Genomic DNA, 18,977 nt, shown 5'->3' on the forward strand with positions numbered 1-18,977 from the left:
AATAAGATGTGTCGCAACTATTGTAATTTTAATGATTTTTTTAAGTTGGGATGTAAGCGCACAAAATACCTGGGATACTTCTCAGAAACCGAATATTATTTTCATTCTAACTGATGATTTAGGGTTTGGTGATCTAGGCGTATTATTTCAAAAGCAGAGGACCAATAAGGGAAAAACTGGTTCTCAGTTGGAATTTACCCCAAATTTAGATCGTATGGCCGCAGAAGGAGCGTTAATGCCTCACCATTATTCTGCTGCCCCGGTTTGTGCTCCGTCTAGGGCATCCCTTTTATTAGGGCAAAGTCAGGGTCATGCTAACATTAGGGACAATCAGTTTGACAAAGCTCTGGCAAACAACCATACCTTAGGCACTATTCTGCAGGCAGCAGATTACAAAACGGCGGCTATAGGTAAATGGGGTTTGCAAGGTAAGGGCAAAGGTCCCAATTGGCCCTCCCATCCATTAAATCAAGGTTTTGATTATTATTTGGGATACATTCGCCATGGAGATGGACATGAGCATTACCCAAAAGAAGGTATTTACCGGGGTACAAAAGAGGTGTACGAGAACCGTACAAATATTACTCCCGATCTAGATAAATGTTATACAGCGGATTTATGGACTGCCGCAGCTAAAAAATGGATCGTAGATCACAAGCAAGGTGAAGAAGGTAACAAGCCGTTTTTTATGTATTTGGCTTACGATACGCCACACGCAGTTTTAGAGTTGCCTACCCAAGCCTACCCAAAAGGAGGCGGTTTAGAAGGAGGCCTGCAATGGACAGGCGAACCGGACAAAATGATAAATACGGCAAGTGGTACGGTGGATTCATGGGTGCATCCTGATTATGCCAATGCCAAGTATATTCCCGAGGGGACAAAGAAACCCGTAGCGTGGCCTGATGTATATAAACGCTATGCTACCGATACGCGTAGAATTGACAGTGCCGTTGGTGATATTATTCAGCTGTTAAAAGACTTACATATTGATGATAATACATTGGTAGTTTTTACATCTGATAATGGTCCTTCGGTGGAGTCCTATTTAGATAACCAACCGATTGTACCTACATTTTTTGAGAGCTATGGACCATTTACAGGTATTAAAAGAGATTGTTGGGAAGGCGGCGTTCGGATGCCTACTATAGCACGGTGGCCAGGCACAATTCAACAAGAAACCGTAGTTGAAAGCCCTAGTATCTCATACGATTGGATGCCTACTTTTTCAGAAATTGCCGGGATTCCCGCACCAGCGGTTACGGATGGCACATCGTTACTGCCATCTTTAAAAGGTATTGGCGATCAGCCTGAAAGTAACGTGTATATTGAGTACTACGAATCTGGGAAAACCCCTGAATATGATGCTTTCGCAAGTGATTTAAGAAAACGAAGACGGAATCAAATGCAGATGATTCGAAAAGGGGATTATGTAGGCATTCGATACGACATTCAATCGGAAAACGATGATTTTGAAATCTATAATGTAATCGACGATTCGCGACAATCCAAAAATCTTGCTTCAGAAGCTAATTTCAAATCCTTACAAGAAGAAATGAAAGGCGCCGTTTTGCAGCAAAGGATGCCGAACCCAAGTGCTGCCAGACCCTATGACGATGCTCTGGTTCCTTCCGTATCAATAGAAAATTTAAAAAAGGGTATTGTTTACAAATCTTTCAAAGGGTATTTTCCTTGGGTGCCACGTACTGAAGGCTTATCTCCTGTGGATGCTGGAGTCGTTCATGAAATAAGGTCGGCCATAAATAGTAAAGAGGAAAGTGATGTAACTTATTTTGAAGGGTATATTAAAGTTCCTTCTGATGGAGAATATAATTTTTACCTAAGAACTGGCCGCAGTGGAGTATTGCGCATACATGAATCTACGGTTATTGATGCCGACTTCGAATATGTCAAAAACTCTAATATGAGAGGGAAGTATCGGTTAGAGGCAGGCTTGCATCCAATTCGGCTTTATTTAAAAAATGGAAGAAAAGGAAAGCCACAATTTAATTTGGAATGGAGTGGGCCAGGTTTTACACGAGAAACAATTCCTGCGGAATTGATTTTTCATTAAAGGCGATATTTGGCTACTATAGCTAATAGAACCTTTTTTAGTTGCTGATTTTGAATATAAAGTTGTCTAAATAGGGGGGTGATTTTCAAATCTATAAAATAAAATAATTTCAAGACTCTACTATTGCCGCCCACTAAAAGCATTCCGTTAAGCACACCCACGGCTAAATGGATTTAGTGGTTTGACTTAGAGCTGTAATACGGGCCGTTCAGAAATCGAAATTATTATCTTTTCATATCTCATTTTTAGGAGCGATGCTAAAGACAGGTTAAAGTTGAGTCTATATTATTTTTTACTGGATTATAGTAATTACTTTTCTACTTATTCATTTCAAAACGAACTAAATGAACTTGACCTTTCTTTCCTTTCATTGCTATGCCCCAACCTGGTGTTTCTGTAGCGGTATTTCCATCTTCTAAATCGGGTCGGTATAAGCCTGGTGCTTTAGGAATATGGGTTAGACTATCTTGCAGAATTGAAAAATGTATGCCATCATCAGCGCTATATATACTTTTGCTTATTGAGGTAAGCGCGGCAATATTTGTATTGTTTTTCCATATCAAAACTTCATGGCTTTTATCTAAAAGGGAACCTTTATGTTTTATGAAGGGTCCTTCAGGTTTTTCTGCGTATGCAACACTCATTTCGGTTAGACCTGGCCCTTTTGCTCCATCTACAATAGATCTTCCTTTATAGAAGAGCCATATTTTATTGTCTTTGACCAACATGCTGGCATCGTCTATTCTGTAACTGTCAAAATCTTCCGGGGTTTCACTAACAGTCAAAACAGGATTGTTCTCTACTCTTTTGAAAGGACCTTCAGGACTATCGGAAACAGCAAGTCCGATTGCCGTAAAGTCGGTTGTATGGTTTCCCTCAAATTCATTGTTCGGGTTTCCTGGCGTTGGTTGCACACCGGTATAATACAGGTAATATTTACCATTGTAGACCAGAATATTAGGTGTAAAAACGGAATGGCTATCAAATCCCCCTTTTTTTCCTATATCAAGAGCCATACCTTGTTCTTGCCAAGTGTAACCTTCATCTTTTGAGGTTGCGTACCAAATAGTAGCCCAATAACCGGAGGTTACCGGACTATCCATTCTAGAATACCAAACATAATACGTGTCTCCTACTTTTATAATGTCACTATTATCACGTCTGTTATAGGTACTATCAGGACCAATACCTTTAATCTCTTGATAGGTAAAATTATAAAAATTTGAATTCGATGGTTTTACCGATGATGTTTCTATGGATTTATTTTCATTTTTCGATTTACAGCTTACTAAAGAAATTAGGGCAATTGCCATAAAAGTTTTAAAGTAACCTAAACTGTTTTGATTTATTAGTTTCATAGGTGTGATGGGGTTCTATTAAATGACTTAGTTAAAAAGATAAAGTTGATGCTGGACTTTATTGGGAGAATATATTATGATTGTTATCTCCTTTTTCAAGCACAGGTATAGTAAAAATTCATGTTCTATATAATTGCTTTAGGGTGAATATGCTGGTTGCTTATAGGCTTGATTGAACACATATCTATTTCAACTAAAATATCTAGGTAAGGTGTTGCAAACCGTTTACTGTCCAACAATGGCAGAGGAAGAAACATAGACTTATTTTAATGCTTCCCATCCAAATCAACCTTTTTAGTCCCTTTCAAAGCTTTATCTGCATCTGTTTGTATTGCGGTGGTGGCATGTTGTTCATTAGCCGTTTCAATCTCAAAAGACCAGGCATATTTACTCTTGCCCAAATCTTTTGGAGGAAGTATTTTCAAGCCTTCATTTGTTATATTCCATTCAACCTCGCCATTATAGCCTAGTAAATTTACAGATTTAACCTCCTCTTTTTTCCAGCCTTTTGTAGCCTCGATCGTTATCCAAGAAGATGGCTTTTCCAATGCAATTGCGTACAAAGTTTTTCCTTTGGTAGTAAAAGCTAAGTTTGCTTCTTTTTGGTCGTTTACCTTCCAATATCGAGTTCCATAAATAGCCTCACCGTTTATATCCAGCCACCTACCCATTTCGTGCAATCGATTTATTTGCTCTTGGGGAATAGTGCCATCGCCCTTGGGGCCTATATTCACTAAAAAGTTGCCGTTTCGGGAGATTACCTCCACCATCTCTGTAATAATATCAGCTACTGTTTTATAAGTGTCATTCTCTAAATAGCCGAAGGAGGTCCCAAAGGTGGTACAGCTCTGCCATTTTGGACCAATTACTTCTAATTTTAAGTTATCCTTTTCCAAACATCCTACCCCGTCAGGCCAGTTTCTATTTGATCCTTTGTTATTGACATAAACTTCCTGTCCATTTTCAATTCCGTTATTCATAAAATCAGTAATCATTAACCTGTTCTGGTCATACAGATATTGTATTTCTGGCTTAAACACTTTGGGTTCTACTTGCGTGTTGTTTCCATCTCTAGTAAAAATCGGAATATCATCGATCCACAAAAAGTCGGGTTGGTATTTCTTCTGAATTTCCTTCCAACGGCTTACATATTCATCAACAGCTTCTTTGCTGAATCCAAAAGGGCCATAAAGCAATTTTGCTTCTGGATTTCTTTTGATTTCCTCCAAAATATCATAATGTGGTTCTGCATCAACTACGTACTGTTTTGTTGTAAAAAAGCTAGTGTGTCTTTCTCTGTGGTAGGATGGAGCATATTTTAAACCTACTTTTTTGACCGCAGTCCCTAAATCTCCTACCAAATCTCGCTTAGGACCTTTGTCTACCGCGTTCCACGGTGTCAATTCTGAATCCCAGTTGGCCCAACCGTCGTGATGCTCTGCAGTTAAAACAACATATTTTGCGCCTACTTTGGCAAAAAGTTCAGCCCATTCGTCAGGATTCCAATTCTCTGCCTTAAACTCGGGAATAATGTCTTTGTAACCAAATTCTGGTGGGGCAGCTCCCCAGCGTTCTCGTAAATATGGGTAATAATAAGATGAATCTGAGTAAATAAGTTTTGGAACATGTTCGGCATATCCTTTACCACTTTTTCGGTGGCCGATGACGCTATACGGCCCCCAATGGATGAAAATTCCAATCTTTCCATCGTTAAACCAGTTGGGTACCGGCATTTTTTGAAGGGACTCCCAGCTTCCGTCATATGGAGGTTTTACAGTTTCTTTCTTCGTTTTATTTGTATTACAAGCCATGAACATAAGGATTGTAATTGCTATGGGAATTAGATTTTTAATGCTCATTTTATCTGTATAATTATTTAAAAACTTTTTTTACATTTTCAATATTCACTCTAAAAAGTTGACGTATGATGGGGCTTAACGTTTTTTCATCTCCTTCAATATGACAGGTTAATTGCACATGTGTTCCACTTTCTCCAGATTTTAATTTTAAAGCTGGCGATGATGTTTCTAACTCATAAAATGGTCCCAGAGGTGTTTCGCCAGGTGCTGGCGCTCCATCATTATAGGCATTTACAACATCCCCACTATAAGGGTTGTCTTGAATTTCCCACATAGAATTAACATAGTCGGTCTCATTTTTTGGTTTGTTATATTTCACAATAGTCAAAACACCCTCTTTGGAATCGTAAGAGCCAGCAATATCTTTGGCTCTCGAAGGGGATAAACCAATTTTACTTCTATATTGGCCATCACCACTAAAGTAAATTATGTTCTCATTCACCACCAGTCGGTCGGAAGGCACTTTACCGAAATAGGTATCGTTTACAGCCACTCCTAATTCCGATTCTTCACCTTCAGTATACGGTATCATAATCGTAGTATTTGGGGAATGGTTGTACATTCCCAACAACCAAATTGAAAGCAGTCCTGTTTCTTTTTTCCAATCGGATTTTCCGATGTTCGTTAGAGTATTAGTAGTCTTATAGGCCACGGATCTAATGCTGTCACTAAGCGAATTCAGTCCCAATTCTTTTTGTAAATCTTCTTTAGAAAGAATTGAAATTTCCCGTCGAATTCCCAAATCAAACTGAAATCCGGAATAGTTTTTTAGCGATGCTTTTTTTGTGAATACAACCTTATCGTTAGATTGAGTTTCTACATCAAAATGTTCTAGATCAAGAAGGTGTGGTGTATACCAATCCTCTAAAGTAAATTCAGTTCCTTTTTTAAAGAAGATTGAATATTGGCCACCTTCCGGTCCTAACCAAAAACGTTCTTCTCCGCCAAAGGCATTTATATGTTCTAAAGTATCTTTTGATTCAAATAAAGTTTTGTTGATCCAACCATAGCTTCTTCCGTCCTCTCCTGAAGCACTACTTGTCATAACCCTACCTTGAAGTGCCGCGGATATGGCTACTTTAGACGTGCCAGAAGCGTCAGAAATCTGAATTACATCAATATATGATTTCATAAAAGCTATGTCATCGGAATATGTAATAGTACTTTTATCGACCGTCTTCAATACATTGGTTTTACTAGGTCCTTCTATTTTTTTTGAATCTTCTTTACATGCACTAACGATTAAAATGAAAGATAGTAGAATTCCGATTTTGATATTTGTAAATAGTGATTTCATCATCATGGTTATATTTTGTTCATTCTTTCGTTTTTGGCTTCTATGTTTCTACAATCGAATCCATTTCATTTACGAGGTCAGGATGCTTATTTAAGACATAGGTAGTTTAATTTACATCTGTTTAAGATTGTAAGGTTTGCAAGTAGAGCGTCTTTTTTTGTTTTCCCGTTCACAATAGCAGTTTTAACTCTACCTGTCTTCTCTATTTACATTTTTTCTTGAATATCCTTAAACGGCGGTACTCTTTGGTCACTACCGGTACTATGCACATCTCCTAATTCTGACCTGACCCTATTAGCTTCTTTTAATAATTCTTTTACAATTTCTGGGTGAATGTTGGAAATGTCCGTCAACTCACCCATATCAGTATCCAAATTAAATAACAGTGGGCGCCCCAATACTAAAAGCCCTTTGCATGAGATATTTTTTAAGTTGTTTCCATAGAACGGTTTTTCGTTCTTGTTTTTAGACCAAAAAGGTTGGTCTTCTGATGTTCTAGGCAGATGAAGTTTCCATTTTCCTTTTCTTACAGCCTGTAAGTTCGTTCCGTTATAATAATATACAAATTCGTGTGGTGAGCCTCCTTCTCCCGACTTTAAAATGGAGGAGATATCTTTTCCGTCAATTACCCTATCCTTAGGAAGTTCAGCACCGGCTAGATATGTTAGAGTTGGAAGCAAATCCATAGAAGACAACATAGTGTTATTGACTCCTGTGGCAAATTTTCCTTTCCATTTGATGATTGCCGGAATGCGAAAACCTCCTTCCATAGTTGTGTATTTTCCTCCATTTAATGCTCCTGCCGAACCTCCATAATGACAAATAGCAGGACCATTATCGGACAAAAACACAACAATTGTATTTTCATCAAGACCATTTTTGTTTATTGACGTCATTAATTCACCAACATAATGATCAAGTTCCTGTACAAAATCACCGTAAAGACTTCCTTTAGAAGTTCCTATAAATTCTTTACTAGGAAGAATAGGGGAGTGAACTGCATGATATGCGAGGTAAAGGAAGAAAGGATTCTTCTTATTCTCTTCTATAAATTGAACAGCCTTATTTGTGTATCTTTTCATTAGGCTTTCAAAAGCAACATTTTCTTTTACTATTTTATCGTCGCTATAGAGGTCGTCTAAGTCAGGATGGCTTTTATGCCAATTGGATTGTAAACCGTAAAAATGTTGAAAACCATGGTCAATAGGCCGAGAACCCTCATTAAAACCTAAATGCCACTTTCCGATAGCCAGAGTTGAGTACCCTTTACCCGAAAGTATATCCACTATTGTAATTTCATCAGGATGCAGGCCATAGTTCTCATGCTTTTCAATTTCGCTTTGAGCAACTGGAAATCCATTTCTCATGGGGTAACGACCTGTTAGTAATGATGCTCTGGAAGGACTACAAACTGACGAGGTCACCTGAAAATCCGTAAACCGTAACCCTTCACTGGCCAGCTTGTCTATATGAGTTGTAATAACATCTTGAGCCCCATAACAACTTAAATCGCCGTAACCTAGGTCATCCGCAAAAAGGATAACAATGTTCGGCGTTTCTTGAGCCTGCAATTTTAAAAAAGCGGAACAATAAAAGAGCATGGATAGAATGCCTATTACTTTTATTAAAATCGAGGAAGGTTTGATATCCATTTTAAGAGTTTTCTGATACTTAAAAACAGGCTGACTATTTGTCCCAATTATCCGTTCTAAACGGGTAAGCTGGAAGCCCATACGCATTCACTAAGTTTACATTAGGCTTACCTGCAAAAGCATAGCGAACATATTTAGGTTTCTCTATTTCCGGAGAACTCAGAATTACAGATTCGCCGTCAATCACCGCTTCTGCAGAAACCCATTTTTTTGAATCATCCGCAATCCAAAAACCGGAAGGAACTTTCATGTTTATAGTTCTCAGTCCGGTTGAATTATTGAAATAGACGACTAATTTGTTTCCGTTTAATTTTATATTTTTTAGAGAAGGTCCCTCCGAAGGAACATTTTTATGGAGTGTTTTATCTGCAGCAAGAAGAGCTGCTCTTTGTCCTATGGGAAGTTTGTCCGTGGGGTGAATGTTGGTTACATCCCCTAAATCAATAGTATTGATTACCGAAGTATGGGGAAGGTCAAGCGAGGCCATTTGCGATTCGCGCATCCAGGCCCAAGATGGTGCGGTAGGACTTTCTGGGTCTATTTTTTTTTGGTTCTCAGGTCCTCCGCCATAACCGGGAAGCATGGTAACCATAAAATGCATTTCATGATCTTGCCATTGTTTACGATAATTAAGTATCCATTTCTTAAGAACGTCTTCATAATCTCGCATGCCGGACACGCGGTGAAACCAGTTGTTTTTGCCAACTTCTGGCATACCGGACATGTAACGTGTATTTCGCTCACCTTGATACCATAGCAAACCTCTACAGGCGAAAGGAATAAGCGGGTGCATCATGGCATTGTACAAAATATTAGGTTGGCGTCTTAAATAGATGTCATCTTTGTTAGACCACTTACTTGCAGTACTTATAATTTCTTTGATACGTGCAAGTCTTGTGCTGTCTGAATCAAACTCTTGCATTATAGTCTTGAAGTGAGGTAGAACTTCGGTCATTTCTCTTGGCATCCAAGCTTCAATGGATGAGCTTCCCCATGCCGTTTTTATAATTCCTACGGGTACATCAGAGATAGTATGTAGAAAGTAGGCAAATGAAATAGCTACTGCGCTGTTAGGGTGCTTTGCTTGCCATTGTCCTTTTACTTCTTCTTGTTCTTCTAAGGCTACAGTGTTTTGAACATCAAAAGTTCTAATATTTTTGATAAACGGTATGAGACCGGTTGCTTCAGGTACTTTTGATGTTGGAAAGAACATGTTAGATTGCCCGGAACATATCCAAACCTCTCCAACCAGAATGTTAGAAATAGTAACTTCACTTTTTCCGGTAATAATCATTTTTCTGGGGTCTGAGGATGCTTCTAAAGGGTCTAGTTTTACCATCCATTTGCCATCGGCACCTGATTGAGTGGTCTTTGACTGTCCGCCAAATGAAACCGTTATTTTTTCATTTGGTGAGCTAGTACCCCAAATAGGAACTTGCTTTTCTCTTTGCAATACCATATCATCGCCGAAAATGTGAGCAGCTTTTAAAGATTGGCCAAGTGCCATGGCCGTACCAAGACAAATCAATAAGGAAGCTATTAAGTATTTTAATCGTGTCATTTTACACATAAGACATTTTAGTTTGAGGGAATTAGTTGGCTTGGCGTACCGGCTTGTTCGGTTTTATCAAGCCCCTATTTACTCTTGAATCACGAGAAGGCTCAGCTAATCTTAATAGCATTCTCGCATGTTGTTGTACAGATATAACAATTAGGGGATAGGCCCATAGAAAGTTCTTCATAAGAATTATTTACCGTTTGCAGGCCTTATCCACATACAATGTCCGCCGCCTGGAGCCATTACAGCTTTAATTATCTCGCCTTTTTTTACTTTTCCTTTATGTACCTGGTAAGCTTCAGGGTTGGTCTTGCAATGGGTTTCTGGTGTGTCTTCATAAAAAGTAACATCGTATTCTTGGTTTTCCTCCAAAAAATCTAGATTGATGTCTAAAGTTCCTCCTTCTTGGTTGTATACGCTACCAATAAACCATTCTTTACCATGGCGTCTTGCCGTTGTAATATATTTGCCTATTTTGGAATGTAGAATCTGGCTCTCGTCCCATTTGCCAACAGGTAATTTTTGAATAAACTCAAACAAATCGGCCTTGGCGGTATACGCCTCCGGCGCATCAGGAATACAGACTAGACCACTAAAAATGACTAGTGTTCTAGCGGCTTCGGAAGTAACGGTTGAAAAATAGCTATTCGTTTTTCTTGGTCCTTTTTGCCGTAGTCCGTTGTTGATTCCCGTTAGATCAAAGTTACCGTTGTTCATATCCAAAGGACCTGTAATGGCATTTATCAGTGCCATTTTAATGAACGATTCAGGGGTAAAGGCGCGTCGTGAATCTTGTTGTGCATGACAGTACTCACGGGTAATGGCATTAGGGTAGGTACGTCGTATTCCCGTTAAAGGTACCGGCCCGTCATGAAAATCGATCAGTAAATTACTTAAAGCACTTTGTTGAATAGCATCTTTAGTAAAATCAACATCGCTGCCCATAAACCCGTACTTAATGCCTTTCATACCTAAAGACTGATAGTATGGAAATAGTTCCTCGTCACCATATTCACCATGTCTTCTGTCGTAATACAACATTAGGTTTACCTTTTTTTCCGCAGCATAATCGATGACCTTTTGGAGGTCAAGTTTATCCGAAAGTTCAAAGTGTCCTTTGGTTACCTTTTTATACCAAGAATCATCAATTAGGAAATAGTCGATTTCTTTTTCAGCCGCAAAATCGATAAATCGAAAGTAACTTTCGGTATTGATGCCATACTCAAAACCATCAGGAGCTGTATAACCATGAACACGCCAATCCCATAATGTTTTACCAGGCTTTATCCAATCTGTATTTTCAAGTTTTGATGGAGTTGCTAAATTGATAGGTACGGTGTTCACAACTAAATCACCAGCGGATTTTCCAAAAAGAATTACCCGCCACGGACTTACCCATTCCTTTTCGTTTAGTTCCACTTTGTTCGTTGCTATTATTTTTTCTTCCGCACCGGCTATATTCAGCTGTATCGGGTCAATACCTTCCGCGGCATATAAGTCAGATTCTAATAATGCTATATAGCCTTGATCCGGCGATTCCACTACTAGGGGAACACTTATTTTTCTTTTTTTACGATTTTTTTCGTTTAAATAATCGCTCAACCCCTGAAAATCTAAAGGGCCTAACGGTTCGCTTTCGCCTGCAGGAGTATAATAATTGCTTGTGTCAGGTAAATTATAATTACATTTTAATAGGGCCTCCTTTGGTTTGTCACCTTCATTGAGCACGAACCTAAAAGCAACCCCTTCATTATAGACCCTAGCGAGCAATTTACCCTCTATGCCATCCATATCTATATTTAGTTGTAATTCCTTAAAATGGTCATTAATGCTGCTTTGTTGCCCCCATACCGGATTCCAGGTGCTATTGCTTTCCCTTTCGGAAGCATCTAGAATAGTTACTGAGGCGTTTGGAATAATTTCTAGTTCTGAAAGACCTATACTCTCTTTATCTTCGGAGTGTACACGATAATTCAACTTGTTGTTAATTAGTTTTATATCAAAGGAAAGATTACCCTCCGGAGAACTTAGGGTGAAATTGTCAAGAGGTTTTTGGCACGATGACAAGCCTGTTAAGAGTGCAATAAAAAAGAAAATTCTACGCATTATTGTATTTGTTAAATTTTTACCTGAATCATTTTAATCTACTGTTGCTTTACTTCCCCACCAGTTACTATTGGGGTCAAATTCATTGGATAACATCTTCATCCGTTGTTTTTCCAATGCTGGCATTTTATCATATTCCATTTTGTGCAAAAACTCGATTGCTTGAGTTTCGGAGTATTCAGGGTCAGGTATTGGGAATTTGGCACCAACCTCGGTCAGATAGTCGAACAGCTCTTTATTAAGTTCTTGCACCTTGTCAGGGTGGGTTTCCGTTAGATCTGTGGTCTCACTAAGGTCTTTGGACAGATTATATAATTCATTTCTTCCGTCTTCGTAGTAATGGATGAGTTTCCAGTTCCCTCTTCTGATTATAGAAGAAGGTTCTCCGCCTTGGTTTCCGTAGTGGGGAAAGTGCCAAATAAGGGCACGTTCGGCCAAAACCTTGCCTTTGAATAGTGGAACGAGGTTTATTCCATCATTATGCTCTTGGGGGAGTTGTTGAGCGCCCGCTAATTCTAATAATGTGGGATAAAAATCTGTTCCTGAAACAGGATAATCAATTTTTTCTCCTCTTTTGGATAGTCCAGGGATTTTGATGAAATAGGGCTCCCTTATGCCACCTTCGAACTGATATCCTTTGCCGGCTCTCAAAGGTTTGTTACTTGTAGAAAAATTATCGCCTGCCGCTACGCCTCCGTTATCAGAGGTGAATACCACAATCGTATTTTTCTCAAGTCCCAACTCATCCAGGGCAGAAAGAACGTGACCAACGGCTTCATCCATTTGTTCTACCAATCCTGCATACACGGGATTGTCCTGTGTTTGTCGAATAGGTAGAAATTTTCCCATTTTATATGCGCTTTGCGCTACTCCTTGTTGTTCCGCTTTATCTCTGTATTTTCTCCATTTTTCTTCTGTGGTCTGAATGGGCGAATGAACAGCGTAAAAAGAGAGATAAGCAAAAAAAGGTTTTCCGGTATTCTGCGGATTATTTTCTTGAATAAAGTTCACGGTCTCCTTGGCCAGTCTATGGGAAAGGTTCTCGCCATCTTTTCTATTTTCTAATTTGGGATTTTCATAGGGTGAAAAATAACCTCCCCTTGGACCTCCTGAACTCCAACCCCCAACATTAATATCAAATCCATGATTTTCCGGCCAAGAACCTTTGTCCCCCAAATGCCATTTTCCGGTAAAAAATGTTTTGTACCCTGCCTGCTTTAATGCTTCGGGCATTGTTATATACACTTTGGGCAGATTATGCTGATATTCAGCGGGAAGCAATTTTGTAAAGCGATTCCTTTTTCGCCAATCTTCACCCGAAGGCGACCCAATATGCACGGTAATATCATGTCTAGCGGGAAATTTGCCAGACATTATACTTGCCCGTGAAGGACTGCAGACCCTACTAGCTGCGTAACCGTTGGTGAAATTGGTTCCTTCATTTGCGATTCGATCAATATTTGGGGTTTCGTAGAAGGTACTGCCCATACAGCTCAGATCCGTATAGCCCAAATCATCCGCAAGAATAAAAAGAATGTTAGGGCGATCGCTACTTTGCTGTTTTTGACAAGCGGTTGAACAAACAAAAAACAAGCATAGAATGGATATATAAAATCGTTGCATTGGTTGAGGTGTTGGTTGATTTGTTTGGAGGGAAATCTTAATTAATAACTGTTTCAATTTGTTTCCAACCCTCCATTCCGTCATTTTTTTGAGTTGTCCCAATGGAGCTCCTTCCATCTAGAATAATCTTTTTGAGAGCAGTTTTTAACTCCTGGGCTTTCTCTTGATGTTCTACAATTAAATTTTTCGTTTCTCCTATATCCTCTTTTAAATTAAAGAGTTGCATAGCGGGTAGCTCCAGTTTTTCACGTTTGATATCCTGTAATCTTGGATAGCTCCATCCTCCAGATCCAGGACAGGCTATTAATTTCCAATCTCCCTTTCTAATGGCAAAGGACCCATCAATAGAATGGTGAACTATATATTCGCGAACCTCCGCCGTATTGTCCCCATTTAATATTGGGAGCATACTAAAACTATCTTCGGCTTCGGTATCTGGAGTTTGATAACCCGTTAGTTCTGCACAGGTGGCAAAAAAATCCGTTGTGCATATGGTTTTGTCCGAGCTTGAATTTTTCAATACTTTTTTGGGCCATTCTATAATAAAAGGCACGCGATGTCCCCCCTCATAGATGTCCGCTTTTGTACCTCTAAAGATATGACTCGGATTATGGTCTACTTTTGCGAGCTCTTCAAAATCAGCTTTAGGAGAACACCCATTATCACTGGTAAAAACCAAAAGGGTGTTTTCCGAGATGCCTTGTTTAATTAAAGTTTCCCGGATTTGACGAACAACATCATCAACCTGCATAACAAAATCACCATACATGTTGGTATTACTTTTTCCTAAGAATTCTGTTGTAGGTAATATAGGTGTATGAGGGGCCGGTAGCGGAAAGTACAAAAAGAAAGGAGAGGTGTCTTTAGCGTTCTGATTGATATATTGAACCGCTTTATCGGTCAAATCTTGGAGCACATTTGCATGTACAAAATCATCTGAAGTTAAACCTTCTCTCCAAAATCCTTTTTCATCCACCGATATGGTAGTTTTCGTAGGTAACATCGTGGCCTTATCATTTTCTACATATACATATGGTGCCATATCAAGTGAACCGGAAAAACCAAAAGAATAATCGAAACCGTGTGTAGATGGGCCATTTTTTATAGGAGTACTAAAATTAACCTTAGGGTTTATGTTTAGTTTATCGTGTTCAAGGTTAGGGTTCTTGTCTAAAATATCCCAATCCCAACCCAGATGCCATTTGCCTACGTAGGCAGTATTGTATCCTTGCCTTTTAAGCATTTCTGCAATGGTTGTCCGCTCCTGTTTTATTAAAGACTTGGAATAGCCACTTAGTACGGAACTCTTTAATGATGTGCGCCAATTGTACCTGCCTGTTAAAATGCCATACCGGGTTGGTGAACAAACAGCGGATGATGTATGGGCGTCTGTAAACTTTATACCATTGGAAGCCATTGCATCTATGTTCGGGGTTGGAATTTTTCCTTCGGGATTAAAGGTTTTAATATCGCCATAGCCCAAATCATCTGCGAGAATATAAATGACGTTGGGGAATTGACTTGTTCTTTGGTCTTCCTGTGAATAACAATAAAATTGTGTTGAGACTAGCAGTATACATAAATGATTTATGAATCTTCTCATTTATAAAAAGTTGGAGGTTAATTTGTTGAGTTAATCGAATGGTCTTTCAATCAAAAATTTTTTAAAGTTAGTTGGTGTAAAAGAATATAGCCACTATAAAAATTACACCTTTCGATACTTTTTTTGCATAAAATGACTTTTAATGCTTCGTTATTGAAATTTTCATGGGAATAAAAAACCCCGTTAAAGGGAATACTGCTGAAGGCAATTAGAATAATCTGATGCCTGATTGTCGTAGGAATAACAAGGGGGCTTGGGAGGTAAAAACGGGCAGGTCAATCTATCTGCCTTTATCTCCTCTTTGGTCATTTTAAATTTTTGAGATGGTTTGTCACTTTTTAAAACAAGACGTACATTGATTGAATCTTTCAAATACTATCTCTGCCTTCTTTATCAAAATTTAAAAGTTTTGCTAGGGATTTTTTCTATCTAGAATTTTAACAAATCAGTACTAGTTTTAAGTCCAGAACCAAAAAAATCATATACTACGGTTGGTAGTATATGATTTTATCTCCATTGTGAATATTACATATTACTGCACGGATTCTTTTTTCTGGTTTTCTATACTGGTCAGCAACGTATTAAAAGGGGTATTGAATTTTTCAATTCCCTCATCTTCTAATTGTTGGGTTAAATCGCTTATGTCAATTCCTGACTGGTCTATTCGGTGCAAAGCCATTGTGGCCTTATCCAAATCAGTGCTCAGGCTATCGGTTACTTCTCCATGATCACGAAAAGCGTCAAGGGTATCCATAGGGACTGTATTGACGGTATTTTCTCCAATAAGGGCCTCTACATATTTTACATCTCTAAACGAAGGGTCTTTGGTGCTGGTACTTGCCCATAGTAACCGCTGCGGTTTAGCTCCTTTCGCTTCTAGTTCTTTAAAGCGGTCCGTGGTAAATACCTCGTTGTAGATTTCATATGCTTTCTTTGCAGAGGCAATGGCCACTTCGCCGTTCAAGTCTTCCAATCCCTTTTCTTTTAATAAGGGTTCTACCAGTACATCAATACGACTTAAGAAAAAACTAGCTACGGAACTCACTTCGCTAACGGATTTTCCGGCGGCTGCCCTATCTTCCAAGCCCTTTAAATACGTCTCGGCAACGGCCCTATATCTATCTAAACCAAAAAGCAACGTCACGTTGATGTTTATGCCTTCTGTGATACATTTTTGTATGGCTTCTAGGCCTTCTTCGGTACCTGGAATTTTTATCATTACATTTTTACGGTCAATTTTGTTCCAAAGCTCTTGCGCCTGTTCAAAAGTTGCCTGGGAATCCTTGGCCAGAAGAGGGGAGACCTCTAGGCTTACATAACCATCTATTCCATTGGTTTGGTCATAGACCGGTTTGAATATATCTGCGGCCCGTTGAATGTCTTTTATAGCGAGTTCAAAAAAGATACCTTGGGTGTCCAAGTCTTTTTGTGATAGGCTTATGATATCTTCATCATAATCGCTACTGTTGCTAATTGCTTTTTCAAAAATAGCGGGATTGGAAGTTAGACCGCGTAGGCCATCTTCTTCAATAAGTTGTTTTAATTTCCCGGAATCCATTAATTTTCTGTCCAATAGATCAAGCCAGATACTTTGGCCATGCTCCTGAATTTTATGTAGTCTGTTCATCTTTATATTTTTAGATTGTTTAATTTTCTGAGTTTTGTTAAAGCAATGCTTTTGCTTTTTTAATTACGTTTTCGACACTAAAACCATATTCCTTTAAAATTTCTTCCCCGGGCGCAGATTCACCGTACCGTTCAATACCAAGTACGTCACCTTCATCCGTTACGTATTTGCACCAACCAAAAGGAGATGCGGCCTCCACAGCCAATCTTTTACGAATTGATACTGGAAATACCTTTTCCTTATAGTCTTTATCCTGTTTTTCAAAAAGTTCCCAGGACGGCATGCTTACCACGCGTGCGGATATTTCCTCATCTTTCAACTTCATTTGTGCCTCAAGCAATAAATGCACTTCTGAGCCTGTGCCTATAAGTATAATATCTGGCTCATTATCGGCTTCGGAAAGTATGTAGGCTCCTTTTTCAAGTGCTGTGGCCTTGGTGTATTTTTCCTGGTTTATAACTGGAAGTCCTTGTCGTGTCAGTACCAAGGCTAACGGTCCACCCGTATGTTCAAGTGCTATCCGCCAAGCTTGTGCCGTCTCATTGGCATCCGCGGGGCGTATGAGTGTCAGGTCAGGTACAGAACGCAATCCGGCCAGCTGCTCAACAGGTTGGTGGGTGGTGCCATCTTCGCCCAAGCCAATGCTATCGTGCGTATAGACCATAATAGGACTGATTTTCATAATGGAGGCAAGGCGCAGGGGTGGCCTCATATAATCGGAAAAAATGAGAAATGTAGCGCCATAAGGGATGAGGTAGTCACTTAACGCCATACCATTTAAAATAGCTCCCATGGCATGCTCCCTAACTCCAAAGTGGAAATTGCGACCTCCCCAATTTTCAAATGAAAACGATTCATAGTCATCCAAATTGGTCGCTGTAGAGGGGGCAAGGTCAGCCGATCCACCAACTAGATTAGGAAAATATTCCGCAATAGCGTTCAATACCTTTCCTGATGCTTTTCGGGTCGCTATTTTTTCTGAGGAATCGAATACAGGTAATTTATCTCTCCAGCCATCGGGTAATTTGCCTTCCGTTATCTGCTCGTATTCTTGAGCCAGTTCAGGATACTTTTCTTTATACCGCTCAAAAAGTTGATTCCATTCTTTCTCCTTCTTGGCTCCTTTATCACCTGTTTGACGGTAATACTCCAGTACATCATCATCGACATTGAATTTTTCTTCCGGATCAAAATCAAAATTCTCTTTCACCAGTTTCACTTCATCATCTCCTAACGGGGAACCATGGGCTTCGGCTGTATCTTGTTTATTTGGGCTACCGTAGGCAATATGTGTTCGCACCTTTATTAGCGATGGTCTGTCTTCTTCCTGTTTCGCCTTTTCAATGGCTTTGGCAATAGCTTCTGTGTCATTGCCATCATCAAGCTCCTGCACATGCCAGCCGTATGATTCGAATCTTTTGGCGGTATTGTCCCGAAATGTAATATCCGTATCACCTTCTATGGAAATATGATTGTCATCGTACAAATAAATCATATTGCCCAACTTTAGATTTCCTGCCAAGGAAGCAGCTTCGGCACTAACACCTTCCATCATATCACCATCGCTACAAATAACAAAAATGTTATAATCAAAGATTTCAAAATCGGGTTTATTAAAGCGTGATGCCAGAAACTTTTGCGCAATGGCAAATCCAACCCCATTAGCAAAACCTTGTCCCAACGGGCCGGTAGTTACTTCAACACCATCTAACAAATCATACTCTGGATGTCCTGCCGTTTTGCTATGTAGTTGTCTAAAATTCTTTATATCCTCCATACTTATATCGTATCCCGTTAGGTATAGGAAACTGTATTGCAGAATACAGGCGTGCCCGGCAGAAAGGATAAATCGGTCACGATTAGGCCATTTATGATTTTTAGGGCTGTAGTTCATTGCTTCCGTCCATAAAACATGCCCCATAGGGGCTAGGGACATGGCTGTACCCGGATGGCCGGATTCTGCCTTTTGGACTGCGTCTGCAGCTAATATTCGTACGGTGTCAATCGCTTTTGTTTCTAGATTCTGTATAGTTTCGTTCATATTTGGAGTATTATATTTATTTAAGCAGCTATAGGTTTCAAAAAATTGATTTTCAATTGTTTACATGAAATTATATCTTGTTTGTTAAGTGTGTTGACGTAATCCATCAGAAAGTTGTTCTAATAACTAGCGAATTTTTGTCAGCAAAATTTTAAGTGGTTTGACCATCTGTGTTTAAAATA

Annotated in this window: 11 protein-coding genes; 1 reads left to right on the forward strand and 10 read right to left on the reverse strand. The window is 39.2% G+C overall.

The genetic code is table 11. The features are described 5' to 3' along the window. Positions 1 to 31: 31 nt before the first annotated feature. Positions 32 to 2,071: a sulfatase-like hydrolase/transferase gene (locus tag P0077_RS14940; protein WP_276166010.1), complete on the forward strand. Its 2,040-nt coding sequence runs from the start codon at positions 32 to 34 to the stop codon at positions 2,069 to 2,071. A gap of 317 nt (positions 2,072 to 2,388) precedes the next feature. On the opposite strand, the gene P0077_RS14945 is transcribed toward P0077_RS14940, so the two are convergent. The 10 genes from P0077_RS14945 to tkt all read right to left on the reverse strand — a co-directional run bounded on the left by P0077_RS14945 (position 2,389) and on the right by tkt (position 18,795). Continuing rightward, positions 2,389 to 3,429 (reverse strand): family 43 glycosylhydrolase, encoded by a 1,041-nt coding sequence (locus tag P0077_RS14945; protein ID WP_276166011.1) that lies wholly within the window; start codon positions 3,427 to 3,429, stop codon positions 2,389 to 2,391. Between the two features lie 266 nt (positions 3,430 to 3,695). Beyond that, positions 3,696 to 5,288 carry an alpha-L-fucosidase gene (locus P0077_RS14950; protein ID WP_276166012.1) on the reverse strand — a complete coding sequence of 531 codons (1,593 nt, stop codon included), beginning with the start codon at positions 5,286 to 5,288 and terminating at the stop codon, positions 3,696 to 3,698. 13 nt (positions 5,289 to 5,301) lie between these two features. Continuing rightward, entirely contained in the window at positions 5,302 to 6,591 is a 1,290-nt protein-coding gene (locus P0077_RS14955; RefSeq protein WP_276166013.1) for a DUF6786 family protein, read from the reverse strand. Positions 6,592 to 6,791: 200 nt separating this feature from the next. Continuing rightward, a complete protein-coding gene (locus P0077_RS14960; protein ID WP_276166014.1) occupies positions 6,792 to 8,237 on the reverse strand; it encodes a sulfatase family protein in 1,446 nt (481 codons plus the stop codon). A gap of 34 nt (positions 8,238 to 8,271) precedes the next feature. Then, a complete protein-coding gene (locus tag P0077_RS14965) occupies positions 8,272 to 9,798 on the reverse strand; it encodes a sialate O-acetylesterase (protein ID WP_276166015.1) in 1,527 nt (508 codons plus the stop codon). A gap of 186 nt (positions 9,799 to 9,984) precedes the next feature. After that, a complete protein-coding gene (locus P0077_RS14970; RefSeq protein WP_276166016.1) occupies positions 9,985 to 11,901 on the reverse strand; it encodes a glycoside hydrolase family 97 protein in 1,917 nt (638 codons plus the stop codon). A gap of 33 nt (positions 11,902 to 11,934) precedes the next feature. Next, positions 11,935 to 13,524 carry a sulfatase gene (locus tag P0077_RS14975; protein WP_276166017.1) on the reverse strand — a complete coding sequence of 530 codons (1,590 nt, stop codon included), beginning with the start codon at positions 13,522 to 13,524 and terminating at the stop codon, positions 11,935 to 11,937. A 37-nt stretch (positions 13,525 to 13,561) separates the two neighbouring features. Then, positions 13,562 to 15,127, reverse strand: coding sequence for a sulfatase family protein (locus P0077_RS14980; protein WP_276166018.1), 1,566 nt, complete (start codon positions 15,125 to 15,127; stop codon positions 13,562 to 13,564). A 532-nt stretch (positions 15,128 to 15,659) separates the two neighbouring features. Beyond that, positions 15,660 to 16,754, reverse strand: a complete 1,095-nt coding sequence (gene tal, locus P0077_RS14985) for a transaldolase (protein WP_276166019.1) — start codon at positions 16,752 to 16,754, stop codon at positions 15,660 to 15,662. Between the two features lie 37 nt (positions 16,755 to 16,791). After that, positions 16,792 to 18,795 carry a transketolase gene (tkt, locus tag P0077_RS14990; RefSeq protein ID WP_276166020.1) on the reverse strand — a complete coding sequence of 668 codons (2,004 nt, stop codon included), beginning with the start codon at positions 18,793 to 18,795 and terminating at the stop codon, positions 16,792 to 16,794. Positions 18,796 to 18,977 lie beyond the last annotated feature (182 nt).

Source organism: Zobellia alginiliquefaciens (genome assembly GCF_029323795.1).
In the GTDB taxonomy this organism is placed as follows: Bacteria; Bacteroidota; Bacteroidia; order Flavobacteriales; family Flavobacteriaceae; genus Zobellia; species Zobellia alginiliquefaciens.

Coding starts and splice junctions, on each gene's coding strand:
- P0077_RS14950 (WP_276166012.1), bottom strand. CDS start 5,288: ATGAGCATTAAAAATCTAATTCCCATAGCAATTACAATCCTTATGTTC.
- P0077_RS14955 (WP_276166013.1), bottom strand. CDS start 6,591: ATGATGATGAAATCACTATTTACAAATATCAAAATCGGAATTCTACTA.
- tkt (WP_276166020.1), bottom strand. CDS start 18,795: ATGAACGAAACTATACAGAATCTAGAAACAAAAGCGATTGACACCGTA.
- P0077_RS14970 (WP_276166016.1), bottom strand. CDS start 11,901: ATGCGTAGAATTTTCTTTTTTATTGCACTCTTAACAGGCTTGTCATCG.
- P0077_RS14960 (WP_276166014.1), bottom strand. CDS start 8,237: ATGGATATCAAACCTTCCTCGATTTTAATAAAAGTAATAGGCATTCTA.
- P0077_RS14965 (WP_276166015.1), bottom strand. CDS start 9,798: ATGACACGATTAAAATACTTAATAGCTTCCTTATTGATTTGTCTTGGT.
- P0077_RS14940 (WP_276166010.1), top strand. CDS start 32: ATGATTTTTTTAAGTTGGGATGTAAGCGCACAAAATACCTGGGATACT.
- tal (WP_276166019.1), bottom strand. CDS start 16,754: ATGAACAGACTACATAAAATTCAGGAGCATGGCCAAAGTATCTGGCTT.
- P0077_RS14945 (WP_276166011.1), bottom strand. CDS start 3,429: ATGAAACTAATAAATCAAAACAGTTTAGGTTACTTTAAAACTTTTATG.
- P0077_RS14980 (WP_276166018.1), bottom strand. CDS start 15,127: ATGAGAAGATTCATAAATCATTTATGTATACTGCTAGTCTCAACACAA.
- P0077_RS14975 (WP_276166017.1), bottom strand. CDS start 13,524: ATGCAACGATTTTATATATCCATTCTATGCTTGTTTTTTGTTTGTTCA.